This is a genomic window from Flavivirga spongiicola (assembly GCF_030540825.1).
Taxonomy (GTDB): domain Bacteria; phylum Bacteroidota; class Bacteroidia; order Flavobacteriales; family Flavobacteriaceae; genus Flavivirga; species Flavivirga spongiicola.
Genome location: NZ_JAUOEO010000001.1, coordinates 4,641,603 through 4,661,851 on the forward strand (window position 1 = coordinate 4,641,603; position 20,249 = coordinate 4,661,851).

Consider the following 20,249-nt stretch of genomic DNA (forward strand, 5'->3'; position numbering starts at 1 on the left):
TTTAAATTTGAAAATGAAAAATATTATAACATTCTTATTAATTGCTTTTACAATTAGTGGTTTTGCACAAAACAAAGCCAAAACATTATTAGATGAAGTTTCTCAAAAAGTAAAGGGCTATGAAAATATTTCGATAGACTTTAAGTATACGCTTGAAAACGCTTCAGAAAATATAAAACAAGAAACCCGAGGTGATGTTATCATGAAAGGTGATAAATATAAACTAAACATCCTTGGAGTGATACGCCTTTTTGATGGTAAAACACTTTACACCATAAGTCCTGAAGATGAAGAAGTGACTATTTCTTCAGATAATGATAATGAAGAAGATGCCATTACACCAAGTAAAATGTTGTCTTTTTATGAAGATGGCTATATGTATACGCTAGATATTGAACAAAGCATAAAGGGCAGAAAAATACAATACATCAAATTAACACCTATAGATTCAAACTCTGAAATAAAGTATATCCTACTAGGTATTGATTCACAGACCAAACATATATACAATTTAATTCAACTTGGAAAAAACAGTACAAAAACAACATTCACTGTTAATTCTTTTAAAACAAATGAGCCTTTATCAGAAACCTTATTTACCTTTGATGCCAATAAATATCAAGATTATTACATCAACAAATTAGATTAGGTAAATACTTGTAAAAAGAGTATTAACAAATTTTAAAGAACATTTTATTTTTTTAAAGATTTTTAATATGAGAACGAAGTGCTTACACAGGTTTTTAATTTTATAACCAGCCTGTTAAACTAATGATTCGTAATACCAATTGAATTTAAACGTGTGAAAATATTAGACCGCTACATACTAACTACATATCTTAAAACTTTTATCAGTGTGTTTATAATACTCATACTGATATTTATTTTACAGACCATTTGGTTGTATATTAAAGAGCTTGCCGGCAAAGATTTAGACATTGTAATCATAGCCAAATTTTTAATTTACTTTATGCCAAAGCTAATTCCTTTGGTATTACCACTTACCATATTACTAGCATCCATTATGGTATTTGGATCTTTTGCAGAAAACTATGAGTTTGCTGCTATGAAATCAACAGGTATTTCTTTACAGCGCGCTATGTCCGGCCTTAGCATCTTTATTGTTATACTAGGGTTCGTTACCTTTTTATTTTCTAATAATGTTATTCCATGGGCTGAACTTAATTCTTATAACTTGCGTAGAAACATCGCAAAGCTAAAACCTGCTATGTTACTAGCAGAAGGGCAGTTTAATGAAGTTGGTACTTATAATATAAAATTCGCCGATAAACATGGTGATAGAGATCAATATTTAAATGATATTACCATACATATTAAAGGAGCAGACGGAAGAAAAAATGCTACAACGATAAAATCTAAAACAGGTGAACTTGCGAGCGAAAAAGATTCAAATGTTTTAAAACTTATATTGTTAGATGGTAATTACTATACAGACATTACCCCTACGAAAGCAAAATCTAAAGCTAAAGCTAAAAACAATAGGCCGTTCGCAAAAAGTACGTTTGAAAAATATATTATTAATATAGATTTATCTAAACTTAACAAAGTTGATTTTGATGAAAAATCGCAAACAGACAAGTACAATATGCTTGATATTGTTGGTTTAAATAAATCCATTGATTCTCTTACAGAAAAAAGACAAGTAGAATATCAATCATTTTCAAAAAATTTATTTCAACGGTCTGGTGTCTCTAAAAAAATCAAAACCAAAAATGTTAAAGAGTCTATTAATGACTCTATTTATACCGGGAACCTTTTAGACCTTTTCAGCCCTTCTAAAAAGTCTAAGTTGATTGATATTGCCGATAAATCAATAACCAGTGCAAAACAAATCATCATTTCTAAAGAAAAGACAAAAAAGAATTCTGTCATTTTAATCAACAGACATATTATTTCATTACATGAAAAGTTTGCATTGGGCTTTGCTTGTATCATCTTATTTTTTGTTGGTGCACCATTAGGTGCTTTAATACGTAAAGGAGGGATTGGCCTCCCTATGGTCATCGCCATACTATTATTTTTAACCTATCATTTTATTGGTATTTTTGCCACTAATAGTGCAAAAAGCGGAAATCTTAATCCTATTTTAGCAAGCTGGTTTTCAACTTTAATGATGCTCCCCCTTGGGATCTTTTTGACTAAAAGAGCTACAGCTGATAGGGGCATATTTGAATTAGGCAATATTATTGAACCATTAAAGAAAGTTTTTAATATTAAAGAAAAAGATGCTGTCGATTATAAGTTTTTATCTCCTTATAACAATGAAGAACTCTATAATATAATTAACAACTACGAGACGCTCGGACATGACGAAAATATCCGCTATGAAGCTATAAAATTATTAAATAATCGAGGGCTTTCTATAAAACAAATTAGAGAACAAGGAATAAATATCAAGGATGATTATGACGTTTCAGAACACATCGTTAAAAAACACAAAAATCAATCTAAATTTGCTATAATTTTATATAGTATTGGAGCCATATTGCTTATTCTATATTTTATATGTAATAACAATAAGTTACCCTCATTAGCATCTGTATTGATTAAAATTAGTGTTGGTGCATTCGTTTTATTCGCAGTTTACTATATCAGGCTATTAGCTAATACTTTCAGATTTTATACCCATATCCAAAAGAGAGATAAAAGACCTAATTTTTTCCTTTTATTAATCGGGCTTCCTACATACATAATTTCATATGCATTTTTAAATGTAAAAATTAAGGAAGACTTAAAGCAAAATTGTTTAAAATCTTTAAAATAAGCAATATCTTTGCATTATGATTGATACCATGACACAAAAAGCTACTACCAAATTTAAATTAAATACGATACACGAAGCCATTGATGATATTAGAAATGGCAAAGTAATTATAGTTGTTGATGATGAAAACCGTGAAAATGAAGGTGATTTTGTTGCTGCTGCCGATAAGGTAACACCACAGATGATAAACTTTATGGCAACGCATGGTAGGGGTCTTATATGTACACCACTAACAGAAAACAGATGTAAAGAACTCGATCTTAATATGATGGTGCGCAATAATACCGATCCTATGGAAACAGCCTTTACAGTATCGGTAGATTTAAGAGGTGGTGGTGTTACTACTGGTATTTCTGCAAGTGATAGAGCAAAAACTGTTAAAGCTTTAATCGATCCAAATACGAAGCCATTTGAATTAGCACGACCTGGACATATTTTTCCTTTAGTAGCTAAAGAAGGAGGCGTTTTAAGAAGAACTGGCCATACAGAAGCTGCTATTGATTTTGCAAGATTAGCAGGTTTAAAACCTGCTGGTGTGATTGTAGAGATTATGAATGAAGATGGTACTATGGCACGTTTACCAGAACTCATGGAAGTTGCTAAAAAACTAGACCTTAAAATTGTCTCCATAGAAGATTTAGTAGCTTATAGAATGCAACATGACTCTTTAATTGAGAAAAAAGAAGATTTTCAAATTGAAACTCGATTTGGAAGTTTTAGGTTAAGAGCTTATAAACAAACAACTAACAATCAAATACATATAGCATTAACCAAAGGTCAATGGAAAGATAATGAGCCAGTACACACAAGAATAAACTCTAAATTAGTTAATAACGATATTTTAGGCACCCTTACTAATGATGTTGACAAGAAATTACACGACATGTTTAAAGTTATTAACGAAGAAGGTAAAGGGGCCATATTATTTATTAATCAGCAAATCCAAAGTAGAAATATTTTAAAAAGGTTGAATATTTTAAAAGAAAACCAGGTTGTTGGTAAGTTAATTAAAGCACCTCGAATTGAAATGGATTCTAAAGATTTTGGCATAGGCGCACAAATACTTCATGATTTAAATATTCATAAATTAAGATTAATTTCTAACGCTGAGGAGCATACTAAACGTGTTGGTTTAATAGGATACGGCTTGGAGATTGTAGATTATGTGAAGTATTAGTTTTTAACTATTTTTTGGTTATTACTTCTCTAGTTTCAGAGTAAATTCTTAATAACACGAATAGCAGATAAGAAATTATCCCTGTTTGAATGTCAAATATTTATTTCGATTTAACCCTCCTAAATTTCGATTTAATCAAAATTATCCACCCTTTTAAAAAGGAAGGAGCAAGTCTGATTTATATTTTCGGGTACTATTTTAAATTTTAGTCATAATTTTAGCTTAACATAGCTAGCTCAGCTCTAATGTCATTAAGTTAAGCGTTTTAGCACCCTCAATATCCGGTTGAGATTAGAGACAAAAAATCGTATCGAGAACAAATAAATTTTCGACTAAAAAAGCTTCTCGATACAAAATTCTTCCAGAATTTCACTCGAAGTGACATCATGAACGCTTAAACAAGATTCACGTTATTTTAAGTTTAAAGAAGTGTTATTGTTATTATTATTTCTAGGTACTAGTTTGAGCAGTTTGTGTATTGAAAGCTTATCTTCCTAAATAACTGATTTTATAATCTCTACCATTTTTGCTGCTCTAATTCTAACTTCTTCTTCCGTCCAAGAAAGTTTTATTAAGCAAGAAATATTTCTGGCAATATAATTATCTGATTGGGTAAACTCTTTTGTTTTTAAATAACTGAGTCCTTTTTTAACTTCTTCCGAAATAGGGAACAATGACTTCAAATTTGTTAAATGATCCCATTTTCTAATATAATGCCAATTATTATCGTAATAATGAAAACAGGCATCTACACCATGTTGTTTAAAGGCTTCTGATACTTTTCGAGTGATGTCCAAATCCGGTAAAAAGAAATTTAAAAACGCGTAGCTCTCTTCTCCTCCTTCTGGAACTGTTCTAAAGATTACTTCTGGAATTTGAGATAAAGCTTCTCGAAGTATGGTGTAATTTTTCTTTTGAATCGCTAAAAATTCTGGCAATCGCTTTATCTGTGCTAATCCTACCGCAGCATGTAGTTCTGAAATTCTAAAATTATAGCCTAAAAATGGGTGTGTTTCTGCTCCTCTATCATGACCAATATGGTCATGACCATGATCACTATAATGATCTGCATTCGTATAATATGCTTTATTATTCGTAATAACAGCGCCGCCTTCACCACATGTAATCGTTTTTACAAAATCAAAAGAAAAACAACCAAGATTCCCTAAACTCCCTAGTGGTTTTCCATTATACGTCCCTCCTATCGCTTGACAAGCATCTTCTACTAATAATAAATTATGGGTATCACAAACAGCCTGTATAGCGTTCATATTACCCATACTCCCGCACATTTGCACAACCATAACTGCTTTCGTTTTTGGAGTAATTGCAGCCTCTACAGCTTTAGGGTCTACAGCAAGCGTGTCATCTATATCAACTAAAACGGGAATAGCACCAAGCATCATAATAGCTTCAAAGCTAGCCACAAAAGTAAATACTGGCATAATAACTTCGTCTCCTGCTCCAACTCCTGCAGAAGCCAATGCGACAGAAACTGCAGCCGTTCCACTCGAAACAAGTTGTACATGCTTCGTTTTAAAAGACTGTTGTAAAGACGTTTCTAGTTCCTTCGATTTCCAATGCCCTTTTCGCATACCATCAAAACCATATCGCATTAAAACGCCATTATCTAAGACATCATTGACTTCTTTACGTTCTAATTCTCCAAATAATTCAAATCCTGGCATATTTTTATTCTATTTCTTATTTATAGTTCTATAATTGTTTCACTTAAAGGTTTTCTAACTTTTTCAAAATCAGCAAACATGTCATCATCAGCCCTGTAACCAACTGGTAATAACAGTACAGATTTTAACCCTCTTTCCCTTAGCTTAAGAAGCTCATCATACTTTTCAGGTACAAACCCCTCCATTGGGCAAGAGTCTATCCCCTCTATAGCACAAACTGTCATTAAGTTACCTAATGCAATATAGGATTGGTTTTTAGACCATTGCAGACGCTCATCTATAGACATTTCTTGCATGGTTTTAATGAGGTTATTTCTATAGGGTTCCAGAATAGTTTCCGGAGTGTCTCTTATGGTTTTTATATTATGAAAATAATTATTAACATCGTTATCAATAATGTTCTCCTGAATACAGATAACACATAAATGAGAAGCCTCTAAAACTTGTTTTTGTCCATAAGAATGTTCCACAAGCGAAGCTTTAAGTATATCATCAGTGACAACAACCAGCTTTATGGTTTGAAGACCAAAAGAGGTTGCTGTCAAATTAAATGCTTGTTTTAATATTTCAATTTTACTTTTAGAAAGCGTCTTGCTGTTATCAAACTTCTTTGTAGCATAACGCCACTCTAACCGTTTTATAATATTCATTGTTATTTCCTATTATTCTACAAAAATAAGATTTGAAATATCTTTTCTACTATGCTTGTAAAAAAAATTTTGAATATGCATAACTGCCTACAACGAATAAAATTGTTTTAAAAGAATGTTAAATTATTAATATCTAACTTTATTATTTTTTCAAGTTCTATACTTTTATAATCAGATCAAATACAATTAATTTTATTTAGCATTTTAATATAAAAAACTATGGACGATTATAAAAGAAGAGACTTTATTAAACTAAGTGCTTTAGGTTTTGCATCTATTGCTTTACAATTAAACTCTGTAACATCTTATGCGCAAATGGCAAATGGTCACCTGGGAAAGTGGGATGCTAATACAAAACTAAATTGGGATGCCTTTTTAGAAAAGCTTTCTAAATTAGCTAAAACGCAGCACGAATTACCATGGGACCAAAAAGAGTATACCCAAAAAGTAAAAAAATTACTTTTACAATGTGATTTTCCTGAATTTAAGAATGTAAAAAAAGAATTTGATAATTACGAAAACCGAATACCTAATTGGTTTGAATCTACAAGTTTACATAATGAAGTAGACTTTCAAGTTTCATTATTTCAATTTGAAAAGGGCGAATATATTTCACATCATGATCATCCGGATATGACTGGAGTTATTAATGTTGTTTCCGGAAATGCACTGTTAAAGAATTACACCATTGAAGAACAATTAAAGGGTTCTAGAAAAGTTTTAAAAAATGGTAGAGAGTATTTAAAAAAGAGGTGTCTGCTTAAAGAAATAGAAAATGAAGTTTGTAAAGCTAGAGATGTAAGTATTCTTACTGCACACGAGGGAAATATACACTCACTAATGCCTAATGAATATACACAATTAGTAGATGTATTTACGCCTTCATATAAACGTACCACTAATTCTAAATGGTATAAAGTAAATGAAGATGGGTTTTACCAAAATCGAAAAAACATATTCGAAGCCGAATATTAATAATGAAATTAAAACGATATACCCTTTATCAAAAAATTTATATCAAAAAGTTAGTCTTTTATTTGAAAGAATTAAAAAAGGGTTCTATATTTGCACCCGCATTCAGGCAAATAGTCTGATGAGGCACTCAAGGAGAAATGGCAGAGTGGTCGAATGCGGCAGTCTTGAAAACTGTTGAGGGTCACACCTCCGGGGGTTCGAATCCCTCTTTCTCCGCTGAAACGATGTTTCAAAAGAAACATAAAATTTCAAAAACCCTTTAAGCTCAGTGTTTAAAGGGTTTTTCTTTTTTTAGTTATTTTCAAAAAGCACCTAAAAGCGCATAGAACAGTTACCCTATAGGTTACCCTCTAGTTTTTTAGGTTCGATTCCAACCCTTAGGGTAACTACTTTTTTAAGAATTCGTAGCGAATTCGCCTAAAACACTAGGCTATCAAAATGTTTTTAAATCAATTAGTACTAATTTAAAAACTAAGCTATGCTTAAAATTATTTATTTTATCAAATCGGAAAAGTCAAATAAGAATGGTGAATGTCCCATTTATGCCAAGATTTCTTATCAAGGTAAAAGTATTACCATGAGTACTGGTAAATATATTACCAAAGAAAGATGGAACTTCACAAGTCACCTTAGAGGCTCGCTAAAAATTCAAAAAGAAAAAGTTATTAAAGCGTCATTGGATTCATTAGCAATGCTATTTGAGACTAAATTCAATTTATTACTAAAAAATCATGCTACTATTAACCTTAATGAAATTAAAATTGACATTCTTGGAAAAAAACAAATAAAAGCTAAAACCAAAATTGGTCTACTAGACATATTTGATATCCATAATAAAGATTTTGAAAGAAAAGTGAGCTATGGAGAACGCTCTCCTGCTTCTTTACAAAAATACTATCGAGCCCAAGACTTAATTAAAATATTCTTACGTAAAAAATATAAGATTGAGAATATAGCTGTGGAAAAAATAACTGGTGCTTTTATACATAATCTCGAATCTTTTTTGAAGTATGAAAGCGAATATAAAGGCAGGGTTGGGATACAAAATAATTCGGTAGTGAAGTATTTTAAAACTTTTAAAACCGTATGTAATTTCGGAATTAAGCTAGACCTAATTGTTAAAAACCCATTTTCAAAATATGACGGCAAATTACAGAAAAAGGATGCTACATTTTTAACACAAGATGAATTGAATAAAATTGAAGAAAGAGTTTTTAAAGTTGAACGGTTGGAAAAGGTAAAAGATATATTCCTTTTCAGTTGCTACACCGGTTATGCACCTATTGATGCTGAAAGCTTAACATCAGAGAATTTAATCTGTGGTAATGATGGAGATTTATGGATAATAACTGATAGAATTAAAACTGGCATTAGAGCTAATGTCCCTGTTTTGCCTCCAGTTCAAAGAATTATTGAAAAATATAGATATAAGCAACAAACTTTAATTCCTAAAATTTCTAATCAAAAAATGAATGCATATCTCAAAGAAATAGCAGATATATGTGGAATTTATAAAAACCTGACCTGGTATGTTGCCAGACACACTTTTGCAACAACGGTGACTCTAGGGAATGGTGTTAGATTAGAAAATGTTTCTGCTATGATGGGACATTCAAATATTAAACAAACTCAACATTATGCTAAGGTTTTAGATTCAAATGTAAATAATGACATGAAAATATTAAAAGCTAAATATAAATAGTGGTTAAAATTGATTCTGTATTATTATTTCCAATAGATTTTAAAAATTAACAAAACCCCTCCTAAGCATACTATACATTTGTATAAAACTTAAATATAATGGCCTATAATTACGCATACCAAACAGAGAAAGCAGTTATTGAACTAACACAATTTGATGTAAAATTTTGTAAAATTAGTCAAAGCTATTTAATCAACAATGAATTAACTAATACATATATTAATTCTTACTACAAGGAGCAAGTGAATAACATTAAAAGTCTACTTTACAATCAATTAAAAACAGGATTAAAACATAAGGAGTTTCTTGGAAATCTGATGAGTATTTTAGAAAAGAGAAATGAATGGTTAGAAAAAAAGGAATACAAGTCAATTAATTTTTTCGAAAATTATCCAATTGAAACAATCGACGCTACATATTTTACCCGGTTAGGAACTTCAAATAAAACAAGTTTTGAAAATTATTTAAATAATATAATTGTTCCAAATGTAGAAGAAATGAAAGCTTATTGGTTTTTAGATTTATACAAGAAGGAATTTAATGATTATAAAAACATTATTGATTTTGAAAAAGGGCTGCTTCTATATATTATAATGTTATACAAATGTGCAATATCAAATCTTCATAGTTACTTTAAGTCAATATATGTAATGGCGGAATTCATTGATTTTAAAAACCTAAATCTAGGAAATCTTTCAGAACTAGAACAAAGCCAAAAAAAAGAAAGAATTGGCAAGTTTAATCTTGATAAAAAAAGTGTTGCACACTTATTTAGAATCTTGATGGATGAAAAAATAATTTTATTTCATGAAACTGATGAAATTAAAAACGAATCTATTATGAAAAACTTTGTAGAACAAAATTTTAAATATCAAAATACAAGTAAAGAATATAAGGAAATAACAACATTTAATAGAGAGTGTTCTGAAGCAAAGTCCTCTGAAACTGAACCACTAGAAAAACAGTTAAAAGTTATTGATTCACTTGTGAATATTTTAGAAAACAGAAAAAACAATATAACCAACCGAATTAAAAAAAATGTAAAAACAAAATTCGCCACGAATTCGCCCAAATCATAAGTTCATTTACTTATATATGAATTTCTTTGTCGAAACTTAATAAAGAAAATTATGCTTACTAATAAATCAGAAATATTAATTCCATCAGTTAAAGCAATCAAAAACTTGCTTGAGCCTATACTGCTAAAACTGGATCATATAGATTCGGTAATTAAACGAACTCCTTTAAATCCAAAATCAAGGAAATATTACAGGAATTCTGACTTAAAAAATATTTTTGGACTCTCATCGAATACGATAATTAAATATCGAGAAACAGGAGTGCTCCCCTATACCAAACTAGGAGAGGTATATTTGTATGAGGTGAAAGTTATTGATTCAATTCTTAAAGAAAACAGCTCGAAATAGAACTGAAATATGTATATGATATTAGCTTATCAAACAACTTTTTGAATTTTACTTGATATAAGAATAATTATAGTACAAATGTATTGTTTAGTTAATAAGAATGGTTTATCCATTTGATAGCAATAATGTAGTATTATGTATAATATCCCAGAAACATTCGGACCTAATAAACAACAATAAAGGAATTAGTTAACTTCCTAAAAATGGACAACTCACTCTCCTATTATTTTAGCCAAAATCTTAAGAGGTCGAGTGCCCCTATTTGACATAATGCTTAAAAACTAAAATCAAAACCAGAGCAATAATAGCTTGCAAAGAATATAAAGTCCAAATAGTTTTATTCAATAAAGTATGATTCCATGAATTATTCCCTTCTGTATATTCTTTTTTTAGCTTTAGATTAAAGTCAATATTATCTTCAGTTAATCTTCGAACTTCTTCGTACAATTCTCTATAACCTTTTTCTTGGCTTAAATAATAAGCATCCAATCCCCAAAAAACAAAAAGAGAAAAATACACAATTGAAACATAGAGTATGTTGTAATCACTTGCTGTAAGAGCTAATAATGCCGCCGTGATAGTTATACTCATTCCTTTTATTTGAAAGGAATTTGTATTCATTCTTGTTATAATACTTTGGATAAACTCAAGATGTTTTAACTTGTTTTCCATATTATACAATTAGTTTAGTTTGATTGTATTCAGACCAATTAATTGGGTCTCCATTAATTCCTTCATTAAAATTAGCTTGTAACCATTTAATAAATTCGTTTGCAATATTCTTATCAATGCTTTTGGATTTCATGTTTCTTCCCGCACTACAAACATCCCAAAACTCTTCAGGAATTTCAGGAGAATTATTCCCAAAATAGTAAAAATCACTTGAAAACAATACATTTTTACCACCTGTATCATTTTCAAGATGCGCTTGCTTATCTACAATTGAATGAGCTGATTCTTCTTGAATCCATTTACCTCGTGAATCCTTATGATAAAAATTATCGCCATACATTTGAACTAAACTCCCATTTAAAATAGGTTTTTTATATTGGAATCTTTCATCTTTCCAGTATTCCTCGAAAGTTAGTTTTCCTTCTACTTTCATTGCAAAAATCAAATGATGTAAATTTTTTAATTGTTTACTCCCAGTTCCAATTATCCAGTCGCCTATATTTAAATTTTTATTTTTTCTAATTGAAGGTTTACAAACAGCCAAAGTGCAGTATTGTCCAAAAGGATTTGGAGCTAAGCCATAATCGTGGTCTATTTTATATGAGAAGTAATTCATCTTTACTATTTATTACATTTTACTTTAGCCATTTCATAATTTGGAGTTCTTGGGCTTCCATCTGGGTTTTCAACTGGGAACTGTTTGTCTGCCATTATTTCTCCAAGTTTGTCAACAGAATTCCAGCCCATAGTTGGACCTCCATATTTTTTAAACGCTTCAGGTAATTCAACATTATTATTACCATGAGTAAATATACCAACTATTTTTTTTCCTTGTAGATAGGCTTTTCTAATTTCATAATTAACCCATTTACGTTTATGAGTGTCTTTTCCAATAAGACATATGAAAGTTCCTGCCCAAGTAATTTGTCTTCGCAAATGTCTTTGTATCACAGCATCCGAGGGTCTTCTTCCATCTTTATGTTTAGTGCTATCAACTGAATAATTTCGAATTGTATATCCTCTATCGTTTAGTCTTTGTTTTAAGGCTTGAACCTTATCATCGTCTTTACCGTGATGGCTTATAAAAACATTATGGCTTTTATTTTCACTCATAAGCTCATTTATTTATATTTTCATTAATATTCCATTTTGGTGGATACCAATATTCAATTTCTTTGTTTTTAGGCTTAAATATTTGTTTTATTCTTGAACGTCCAGAGATTCCCAAAACATTTGGATGAGCAACTCTAGCATATTTATCTACTTCGCAAAACAAGTTTTGGCAATCAATGAGTTGCAGCGGTCTTCCCCATAAATTTTTGAAATTAATATCATTCCTTTGGAATTCTAATTCTTGATTTTCTGTAACATATTTAATGATATCAGAATCGCTATATTCTCCTGTATCAGTAAAACACTTTTTTATTCCATCCAACGCTCCAGGTCCTGGAAAAACAAAATCCATTTCATCAAAATCTACTAGATTACTATAATTGATATCAATAGCATATTGATAAGCCAGAAAATTTCCTATTGTTGGATATTCTTTTAATAGATTAAACAAGCTTTCTAAACTTTGAGATTGCATTACCTTTTCTGCTAGATCGTCTTCAATCATAAATTCAATCAATTTTAAATGATTACGATGTTTTTTAGAATAACCAAATATGCTTCTGCCCGAGGTCATAATATAGGCACCAGAATAAATAGACGTTCCATTATTCAGTAAGGCGCTTAAAATTTCATCATATAGTGCAAAATTGAATTCCCGATAAGAAATATTTCCCATTCGATTTAACAAAAGTTCCCAAGTTTCAATTTTATTAAAAGTCTTAAATAGCAAAAGTCTAAATAATGTCTCTTTAGGTTCGAAACTATGATTGTAGATAACATTCTTAATCAAATATTGACTAACTCTATCTGAAGCTCTATATGCATTTGTAAATTTATGTTTAATCAATATTTCATCATTTGTCCAACGTAATTCATTATTAATTCTATTAAAGAAAATGTTTTGCCTTTCACCAGCAAATTTCCAATAAGTTGAGTATACTTCGGATTCTTTAGGACGACTTAGTTTGGAGTGAATTTCAATCATATTATTGTTAAATACTTTTTAAAGCTCTAAAGTATTAATTCTTTCCTAGATAAATTAACGAACGGTTTTTCTTGCTCACCAAAACTCTTCCCCCATCATTTTCTCTGAGAGCGTTGAATATCCTATAAGATTCGAGTATTGCTCTCTCCCATTGTTTTCCGCTACAATTTTTGACTTCTGTATTCTTTACCAAGTTTTGAACCTTTTTTATTATACCAGAATCAACACTATCACTATATTTAAGTAAATCATGTTCTAGAGCATGGTGGTAGGTAAACAACGAGATAAGTTCTTCAGTTATTTGCGCTCTTGCTCCATCTTCATTTTCATCAACTAAAGGCTTACTTTTCCTTTTTAAGGATAGTAATTTCCTTATCACTGGAGACCAACCTAAAATGGCTAAATATCCATAATGAAAAATGTCATGAAATCTATAACCGTCATCTTCATAGGAATTATCAGTTAATGGGTCACCTATCAATTTGCCATCTCTTTTGTCTATAATCTTCAGCTTATTTTTTTTGTCCTCTATGTAAGTGACGAATTCAATTTCAAATTCGTCAGGGAACCTTTCACTTGCCGGATAATTAGAATCAAAATCAATATACTCAGAAGGGTCTGTAGCTAAAAATCTATCTTTAATTTTGGAAAGGTTTAAGTCGACGACATCATCCAGAAGAATATTATTTTGAGTTGCTATTGTTGACAAATACCATAAAACATCACCAAGTTCTTCCGATAACTTGGTCTTATATGCAATGTATGCATCACCATCTCTTAGTTTGATTTTTAACTGCGTTAAAACTGACCCAATTTCACCTATTATACCTAAAAAAGGAACTACTTCTGATAATTGGTCATTACTCGCATGGTCTTGTATGGTTTCTTTGGCTGCTTCTTGGTACTCACTAAAATCCATAAATTTCTATATTAAGGTTTTGGTATTGATTTTTAGCATAATAAATGCTTAAAAAGCAAAATAATTTTACTTGAATAATTAATTACAGAGAGAATCTAAATATAGTAAATTTTGTAGGAATTATTACAGTAGAAAGCCGTAATTGTAAGAATGATTTTTAATTTAAAATCATTCTGCACATTCCACTAATCTCCTATTGTCGTATGGAACTTAAAAAAATAAAAAATAGCCCGAATCTTTGAATAAAACTATTTATCATTCTTCTTCATGATTTGAGATTTCTTGTTCTTCATTTTCAATTATATGATATTTCATATCATTCAACTGAATAATTACTGGTTGTTTTAATTTTAGAGCTTTACCAACTGCTATTGCATGCCTTTCTTCTAAAGTTGGTAATGTATTAGAATAATCGCTACCTATATAATTTTCTAAAAATTGTTTTCCAGTATCATCAAAAACCCTTAAAGCAAATATTGTATTACATTGATTTAATATACTCTTACTAATATTTGCTGTTCTCTGAGTTATTACTAAAGAACCCAAGCCATATTTTCTACCTTGTAATATAACTTTAGCTGTTCCATTTACTGCTGTTTTATCACCATCATTTGCAACAGAATTCCATTCTGGTATTAAAGAGTGTGCTTCTTCATAAACTAATAAACATTTAGCTTCCATTGTTTCTCCTTGTTCATAAGAATATTTAAAAGCACGTTCACTTATAATTCTGGTCTTTTGTGCTACTGATAAATCATTTTTATGAGTAATATTAAAATTGCTTCCAGCGATTGAGACATTGTGCCAATCAGGATTTAGAATTAAAATCCTAGCGTCATCATTTCCATAGAAATCTGATATACATTTATCCAATTTCACTTTATAAAGAGCCTCATTTCCCCAAGTTTGTGGATTGTCACGAACACCCGTTAAATTATTGTTTTTTAAATCTAATCTTTCTGCTGCTTCAATATCAACTACTATATTTGATTCTTCGAAATAACTAGAGAGTTCTTTTTCATATTGATTTGTAACATCTATACATATAATTTTGACTAAAGAATTGTATATAAGTTTTTTAAGTAATTCAAAAGTTAATCTAGATTTTCCTATCCCTAATATACCAAGGATTGCAGTATTATGTGTAACTAATGAATTATAATCCATTATTGGAATTTTTAGTGATGTTTCAGGCAATCTTCCTATTGCCATTTCGGCTATATCAATTAATTTTTCTTCTTGTATAGCTTCATTTTCAAACAAGAAAACTGGTGTATATATTTTTGGCATCCATTTTCTAGTATTCAACTCATTCTTTTCATCATTGTAATAACCTAATTTTCTCGCGTAAGCAACTTCATATCCATATCCATCTTTGTATTCTAATGGTTCTTCACGTGTTTGCCCATCAATTAGTTGATATAGGGTCTCTTCTCCATAAATTGTAGTGTATACTATTCCTCCCTCACTTATTTTATTATCACCTAAATGTTGAAAAACTATTTGGTTAATATTTGACCCTTTTTCAATGTAACCTACAAACTCTTCTTTTTGAGAATATAAACTACTTGCTAAAACTTTATCACGTAGATTTTGTGGAAATGACTCTATAGATTTTACCTTGTTTACAGTATTTAGTGATTTTAAAGTCGTTTTGACATTATCGTACTGTAATCGGTGATTTTGAGGTAGTTTTAAGATTGTTTCATTCTCATCTGTCAGTAAATATATTTCCAGCCATAATTTATTTAGAAGTTGTTTCTTATTAATTATCAGACCAATAGATTTTGATAATTTTTGATTTTCTATTGTTACTAAATCTCCAATTGTGGTATTTGTACTTTTATGCTTTAAGTAGTCAATTTCAACTTGATAAAGCATGGGGTTTTCACAACCGATTGCTTGCCCTAATTCTTCTTCATTAATTTCTTTCTTTTTAAATAATACCGCAAATAATTCTACAAATTTTCCAATGACGTCAAAGAATACAATACAAATCCAAAAGGCTAACAGGACCACAAATCCTGCAATATCTGGATTATCAGTCTTTATGAAGTAAGAGTAAATTGCTGGTACATATATTAAAGAAAACAGAAAGCTACTGTTACCTATCTTAGTTGAGAAATCGTATGAAAACTTGTTAATCTTGTCTATTGTTTCTCCACTAAAACTTTTTAAGAAAATAGTAGTTAAACTAAAAAAGAGAACTAATAGTGAAATGACTAATATTATTTCATAGAAAACAAATTTCTCTTTATCATTAATCGTAAGTAGCGTAATAATTATTGCGGCAGAATTAGTTATAGCATCAGTTGGTTTACTAAAGAAGGGTTCTGCAACATATTTACCCAAGATTATTAATAAAGCTCCAGAAAAAAACCAAATTCTTTTATCATTTGATGTTTTCCAGAGAAGTTCATTATAGTTTCCATCAATTATTGTGAATAAAATAATTAATACTATTAGATAAATTATAGCAACGAATACCCTTTGTAATTGTGTTAATGATACTTTCATATATAAAAATTTTCCAGAAATCTATGTTCTGTTTTTAGTAATTAATAAATTATAGGGAGAGAATTGACTATTTCAAAGATATAAAATTTTAACAAGTGATTTTTTACGTAATTCCGTAATTAGTTGAAGGTTAGAGAGAATAATCCCATTCCATACACATTTTATCCCTCACCACTTCTTTTTCAGCAAAAAGAGTATTCCATTACATTCTTAAAGAAACTTTTAGAATAAATTTTTTCAAGAAATTGCAGAAAAGACTTTCGCTTTTTTCCAAATCTCAAGTTACATAACGCGAGAACATTATAGCACAAATATCATTATGATTAAAATGATTATAACATACCACTAGTATATAGTGTTTAAAAATAATAACGTAATTTAGCGTAAGAAAATATAGTATAGCGTTAGCTATTTAACCTTGTCAAGGAAAACTGGTAATTTTTAAGATGCACAAGATAAATAGACAATACGCTTGCGCTACGGCGTGGGCTGTGTTTATTTGTGCATTGGGTATACCAGTACCTCCTTGACGATAAGCTACAGTTCCACGCTTATTGTTTTATAACCTTCACTTTGGGACTGGGTGAGTAAAATTTTACTTATGAAACCATTCCCAACAAACCATTTATTAATTTATCTACTAGTATTATTATCTAGCAATGTCTTTGGGCAAAAAATACTTTCAAAAAAGCCTATTAATCAATTCAGAAAAATTTCTGAAATAAAGAACAGTAATACAAAATTTTCAGCCTCAACATTATTGTTTTTAAGTGATAGCGCTACTTCCCTTAACAAAGAATATATCAGGAAAAATAATTCAAACTATATTAACACCGCTTTAATTCTTAATTCGGGGTGCTCCATTGAAGACATCAATGATTTACCCATATTAATCAATACAGGAAATAAAAATACCTTAACGGCATTAATACCAGTAAATAGTTTTGAATTGGTTTCAAAAAGTCCTTGTATTAAAAAGATAGATATAGGTAATTCTTTTGGAAATTCACTTGATGAGGCTAGAGACTTAACAAACGTTAACCTTATACATCAGGGCTCTGGTTTGAGTTCTAGTTATGATGGTAGTGGAGTTATAATTGGGGTTATAGACGAAGGGTTTGACTTTACACATCCAACTTTCAGAGACGAATTAGGTAATTCAAGAATTAGCCGAGTTTGGATTCAAGGAGACAATACTGGTAGTAATCCATCAGGTTACAACTATGGCTCAGAATATATTGGTGGAACTCAAATACTAGCTAAACAATTTGATAAAGAAAACAGTTCGCACGGTACTCATGTTGCTGGTATAGCTGCGGGCTCTGGCTTTGATGGGGATAATGATAATTTTAAGGGTATAGCTTTTAATAGTGAAATTGTTTTTGTTTCATATTATATACCTGATGATCAAATAAGAGCAAATACCAATATCAATGTTATTGACGCTTTAAATTATTTGGTCAATTATGCCAAGTCTGTTAATAAACCTCTTGTTATAAATATGAGTTTTGGTACTCATATTGGTTCTCATGATGGCACATCGCTACTAGACCAAGAAATTGACAACCTTGTTGATAAAGGAATTATCATCGTAGGTGCAGCAGGTAATGAAGGGAATAGAAAAATTCATGCTTCCTCTAATTTTGGAATGGAATCGTCAAAATTCTATTTTATCGACAATAAAAACTCTGAAGTATTAATAGATATATGGGGAGATATTAATTCTGATTTTGATGTTAATTTTAGCGTTTACAACACTGCGAGTGACGAATGGATTGCTATTTCACCTGATTTTATTAGTACCCAAAGCACAGGTCAAGGACAAAAGTCTCTAGTCGATGTATCTGATAATGACAAGTGGAATATCACCTATGTCACTTCACATGAATTAAACCTTAAACCTCGTGCATTTTTTCGGATTGACTATTCGGAAGATTTAGTATCAAATGATGGCGACGTATTTGCAATTGAAATAAAGGCTGAAAATACATCGATTAATGCTTGGTGTACTTCACCTGGTTATATGTCTGAATTTAATAATTATGGGTATTTAAACGTTGAAAATGGCAATAACAATATAACTATTCGCGAAATCGGAGGAACTGCTAATAAAATAATTACTGTTGGTGCATTTACTTCTAAAAACAACTATACAGATTTTCTTGGTATTAATCGTAACATACCTTTCTTTGAAGAACTTGGAGAAATAGCTCCTTTTTCAAGTATAGGGAGTACAGTTGACGGAAGAATGAAACCAGACATTACCGCTCCCGGAAATGCCATTGCGTCATCAGTAAGTTCTTTCGATATTAATTTTTTAGATTCCAGCCCAACTGTGGTTAAAGGAGTTACAGATGGATCTTTAGAATGGTGGTATGCCAACCTAGAAGGAACCTCTATGGCTTCTCCAATTGTTACAGGTATCATTGCGTTATGGTTAGAAGCTAGACCAAGTCTTACCGTCGATGATGTTAAGGCTATCTTAGATAACACTTCTACTCATGATTCTTACACAGGAACTTCAAATAATAACATTTGGGGGCGAGGAAAAATTGATGCTTGGTTAGCTATGTTTTTGATTGAACAGTCATTGGATATAAGTGAAAAGGAAACAACAAAAAATGTAAAAATTTATCCTAATCCAACACAAGGTTCAATAACGATCAAAACTACTTTTAATTATCTAAATTTTGAGTTGTATAACCTCATGGGTAAAAAAATCAATGAATTCATTGTAACTCCAGAAAAAACAGGGTATTCAATAGATTTAAAAGGCTTGCAATCAGGGGTTTATTTCTTGTCCGCAAGCGGGCACTTACAACATGACGTTTTTAAGGTGGTTAAAACTAGCTTTACGGATTAGTTTAAACGTATGTTAAAATCAATCAATTAACAGTCCATGATTTTGATGTTGTTTAACTGAAAACTATTTTTTTAGGTAGATTAAAAAAATTGTATTAAAGAATAATTTTTGTTTTAATCAATAATACAAGTTTCTGTTTAGCCGAAATACAAGACCTAATAGAGAACAGATGATATTTAATTTTTTAAATTTAGGATTTAATCTCCTAACATACTTTTATTTTGGTATGGCACATAACCACAATAAATTATAGGAGTCATTGTTGTGGTTAGTTTTATTCAATTCGTTTAATGTATTCATTCATTTTCGGATGTATATACCAAATTCCAATGAAGTAATATTAAATTCCTTTACATTCGGTATTAATCCGTTACATTCTGTATTAATCCGTTACATTCTGTATTAATCCGTATTGTCTGTATTAATCCGTATTGTCTGTATCGTCCGTATTATTTTTATTCAGTTCAATTCGGATTGAGTACATCCATATCATATACGGAATTCCTAATAATGAAAGTAAAATAATTTTTTTGGTGTTTTACTTAAATAGCTTTTCGTCAACTCTGCTTTCAAAATTTTCTCAAATTAGAATAAGTTCTTAGACTATATTATTAAAAATGGAGAAAAAATTCAAGTCTTGAATGTAAATTGCGGAATGGATAAATATGTGATTGAAAAAAGGTTACCCTTTTAGTTACCCTAGGTTCTCTTAAAAAAGTAAATCCTTGATATCACTGGAGAAATCAGTATAGGTTCCGGAGTGAGAGCGACATTAA

16 protein-coding genes and 1 tRNA gene are annotated in these 20,249 nt (G+C 30.3%); 9 read left to right on the top strand and 8 right to left on the bottom strand.

The features are described from left to right. The first annotated feature begins 13 nt into the window (after positions 1-13). From Q4Q47_RS18425 to ribB, 3 genes are all read left to right on the top strand, one after another. Entirely contained in the window at positions 14-649 is a 636-nt protein-coding gene (locus Q4Q47_RS18425; protein WP_303308113.1) for a LolA family protein, read from the top strand. Positions 650-802: 153 nt separating this feature from the next. Continuing rightward, positions 803-2,785, top strand: a complete 1,983-nt coding sequence (locus Q4Q47_RS18430; RefSeq protein ID WP_331497754.1) for an LptF/LptG family permease — start codon at positions 803-805, stop codon at positions 2,783-2,785. Positions 2,786-2,801: 16 nt separating this feature from the next. Further along, positions 2,802-3,962 carry a 3,4-dihydroxy-2-butanone-4-phosphate synthase gene (gene ribB / locus Q4Q47_RS18435; protein ID WP_331497755.1) on the top strand — a complete coding sequence of 387 codons (1,161 nt, stop codon included), beginning with the start codon at positions 2,802-2,804 and terminating at the stop codon, positions 3,960-3,962. Between the two features lie 494 nt (positions 3,963-4,456). Here ribB and Q4Q47_RS18440 read toward each other — a convergent pair whose 3' ends face one another. Together Q4Q47_RS18440 and Q4Q47_RS18445 are read right to left on the bottom strand one after the other, a co-directional pair. Continuing rightward, on the bottom strand, positions 4,457-5,650 hold the full coding sequence (locus tag Q4Q47_RS18440) for a DegT/DnrJ/EryC1/StrS family aminotransferase (RefSeq protein ID WP_303308114.1): 1,194 nt from the start codon (positions 5,648-5,650) through the stop codon (positions 4,457-4,459). Positions 5,651-5,670: 20 nt separating this feature from the next. Continuing rightward, on the bottom strand, positions 5,671-6,300 hold the full coding sequence (locus tag Q4Q47_RS18445) for an NAD(P)H-dependent oxidoreductase (RefSeq protein WP_303308115.1): 630 nt from the start codon (positions 6,298-6,300) through the stop codon (positions 5,671-5,673). Positions 6,301-6,519: 219 nt separating this feature from the next. On the opposite strand from Q4Q47_RS18445, the gene Q4Q47_RS18450 reads away from it, so the two are divergent. The 5 genes from Q4Q47_RS18450 (at position 6,520) to Q4Q47_RS18470 (ending at position 10,404) form a co-directional block, all read left to right on the top strand. Then, positions 6,520-7,275 (top strand): cupin domain-containing protein, encoded by a 756-nt coding sequence (locus Q4Q47_RS18450; RefSeq protein ID WP_303308116.1) that lies wholly within the window; start codon positions 6,520-6,522, stop codon positions 7,273-7,275. Positions 7,276-7,406: 131 nt separating this feature from the next. Further along, positions 7,407-7,491, top strand: a tRNA-Ser gene (locus tag Q4Q47_RS18455). 262 nt (positions 7,492-7,753) lie between these two features. Beyond that, entirely contained in the window at positions 7,754-8,977 is a 1,224-nt protein-coding gene (locus Q4Q47_RS18460) for a site-specific integrase (protein WP_303308117.1), read from the top strand. A 98-nt stretch (positions 8,978-9,075) separates the two neighbouring features. Beyond that, a complete protein-coding gene (locus tag Q4Q47_RS18465) occupies positions 9,076-10,056 on the top strand; it encodes a hypothetical protein (RefSeq protein WP_303308118.1) in 981 nt (326 codons plus the stop codon). 51 nt (positions 10,057-10,107) lie between these two features. Beyond that, the gene (locus Q4Q47_RS18470) at positions 10,108-10,404 is read left to right on the top strand and encodes a helix-turn-helix domain-containing protein (RefSeq protein WP_303308119.1); all 297 of its coding nucleotides are present in this window, start codon (positions 10,108-10,110) and stop codon (positions 10,402-10,404) included. A 258-nt stretch (positions 10,405-10,662) separates the two neighbouring features. On the opposite strand, the gene Q4Q47_RS18475 is transcribed toward Q4Q47_RS18470, so the two are convergent. The 6 genes from Q4Q47_RS18475 to Q4Q47_RS18500 form a co-directional block, all read right to left on the bottom strand. Beyond that, complete coding sequence (locus Q4Q47_RS18475; RefSeq protein ID WP_303308120.1) at positions 10,663-11,076, bottom strand: hypothetical protein; 414 nt, start codon at positions 11,074-11,076, stop codon at positions 10,663-10,665. 1 nt (position 11,077) lies between these two features. Beyond that, positions 11,078-11,692: an Nmad2 family putative nucleotide modification protein gene (locus Q4Q47_RS18480; RefSeq protein ID WP_303308121.1), complete on the bottom strand. Its 615-nt coding sequence runs from the start codon at positions 11,690-11,692 to the stop codon at positions 11,078-11,080. Positions 11,693-11,697: 5 nt separating this feature from the next. Next, on the bottom strand, positions 11,698-12,189 hold the full coding sequence (locus tag Q4Q47_RS18485) for a TIR domain-containing protein (protein WP_303308122.1): 492 nt from the start codon (positions 12,187-12,189) through the stop codon (positions 11,698-11,700). A 4-nt stretch (positions 12,190-12,193) separates the two neighbouring features. Then, the gene (locus tag Q4Q47_RS18490; RefSeq protein WP_303308123.1) at positions 12,194-13,174 is read right to left on the bottom strand and encodes a nucleotide kinase domain-containing protein; all 981 of its coding nucleotides are present in this window, start codon (positions 13,172-13,174) and stop codon (positions 12,194-12,196) included. Between the two features lie 34 nt (positions 13,175-13,208). Further along, the gene (locus Q4Q47_RS18495) at positions 13,209-14,093 is read right to left on the bottom strand and encodes a nucleoside triphosphate pyrophosphohydrolase family protein (protein ID WP_303308124.1); all 885 of its coding nucleotides are present in this window, start codon (positions 14,091-14,093) and stop codon (positions 13,209-13,211) included. A gap of 255 nt (positions 14,094-14,348) precedes the next feature. Next, positions 14,349-16,610: an ATP-binding protein gene (locus tag Q4Q47_RS18500; protein WP_303308125.1), complete on the bottom strand. Its 2,262-nt coding sequence runs from the start codon at positions 16,608-16,610 to the stop codon at positions 14,349-14,351. Positions 16,611-17,211: 601 nt separating this feature from the next. On the opposite strand from Q4Q47_RS18500, the gene Q4Q47_RS18505 reads away from it, so the two are divergent. Beyond that, complete coding sequence (locus Q4Q47_RS18505) at positions 17,212-19,473, top strand: S8 family serine peptidase (protein WP_303308126.1); 2,262 nt, start codon at positions 17,212-17,214, stop codon at positions 19,471-19,473. Positions 19,474-20,249 lie beyond the last annotated feature (776 nt).

Coding starts and splice junctions, on each gene's coding strand:
- Q4Q47_RS18425 (WP_303308113.1), top strand. CDS start 14: ATGAAAAATATTATAACATTCTTATTAATTGCTTTTACAATTAGTGGT.
- ribB (WP_331497755.1), top strand. CDS start 2,802: ATGATTGATACCATGACACAAAAAGCTACTACCAAATTTAAATTAAAT.
- Q4Q47_RS18440 (WP_303308114.1), bottom strand. CDS start 5,650: ATGCCAGGATTTGAATTATTTGGAGAATTAGAACGTAAAGAAGTCAAT.
- Q4Q47_RS18445 (WP_303308115.1), bottom strand. CDS start 6,300: ATGAATATTATAAAACGGTTAGAGTGGCGTTATGCTACAAAGAAGTTT.
- Q4Q47_RS18450 (WP_303308116.1), top strand. CDS start 6,520: ATGGACGATTATAAAAGAAGAGACTTTATTAAACTAAGTGCTTTAGGT.
- Q4Q47_RS18460 (WP_303308117.1), top strand. CDS start 7,754: ATGCTTAAAATTATTTATTTTATCAAATCGGAAAAGTCAAATAAGAAT.
- Q4Q47_RS18465 (WP_303308118.1), top strand. CDS start 9,076: ATGGCCTATAATTACGCATACCAAACAGAGAAAGCAGTTATTGAACTA.
- Q4Q47_RS18470 (WP_303308119.1), top strand. CDS start 10,108: ATGCTTACTAATAAATCAGAAATATTAATTCCATCAGTTAAAGCAATC.
- Q4Q47_RS18475 (WP_303308120.1), bottom strand. CDS start 11,076: ATGGAAAACAAGTTAAAACATCTTGAGTTTATCCAAAGTATTATAACA.
- Q4Q47_RS18480 (WP_303308121.1), bottom strand. CDS start 11,692: ATGAATTACTTCTCATATAAAATAGACCACGATTATGGCTTAGCTCCA.
- Q4Q47_RS18485 (WP_303308122.1), bottom strand. CDS start 12,189: ATGAGTGAAAATAAAAGCCATAATGTTTTTATAAGCCATCACGGTAAA.
- Q4Q47_RS18490 (WP_303308123.1), bottom strand. CDS start 13,174: ATGATTGAAATTCACTCCAAACTAAGTCGTCCTAAAGAATCCGAAGTA.
- Q4Q47_RS18495 (WP_303308124.1), bottom strand. CDS start 14,093: ATGGATTTTAGTGAGTACCAAGAAGCAGCCAAAGAAACCATACAAGAC.
- Q4Q47_RS18500 (WP_303308125.1), bottom strand. CDS start 16,610: ATGAAAGTATCATTAACACAATTACAAAGGGTATTCGTTGCTATAATT.
- Q4Q47_RS18505 (WP_303308126.1), top strand. CDS start 17,212: ATGAAACCATTCCCAACAAACCATTTATTAATTTATCTACTAGTATTA.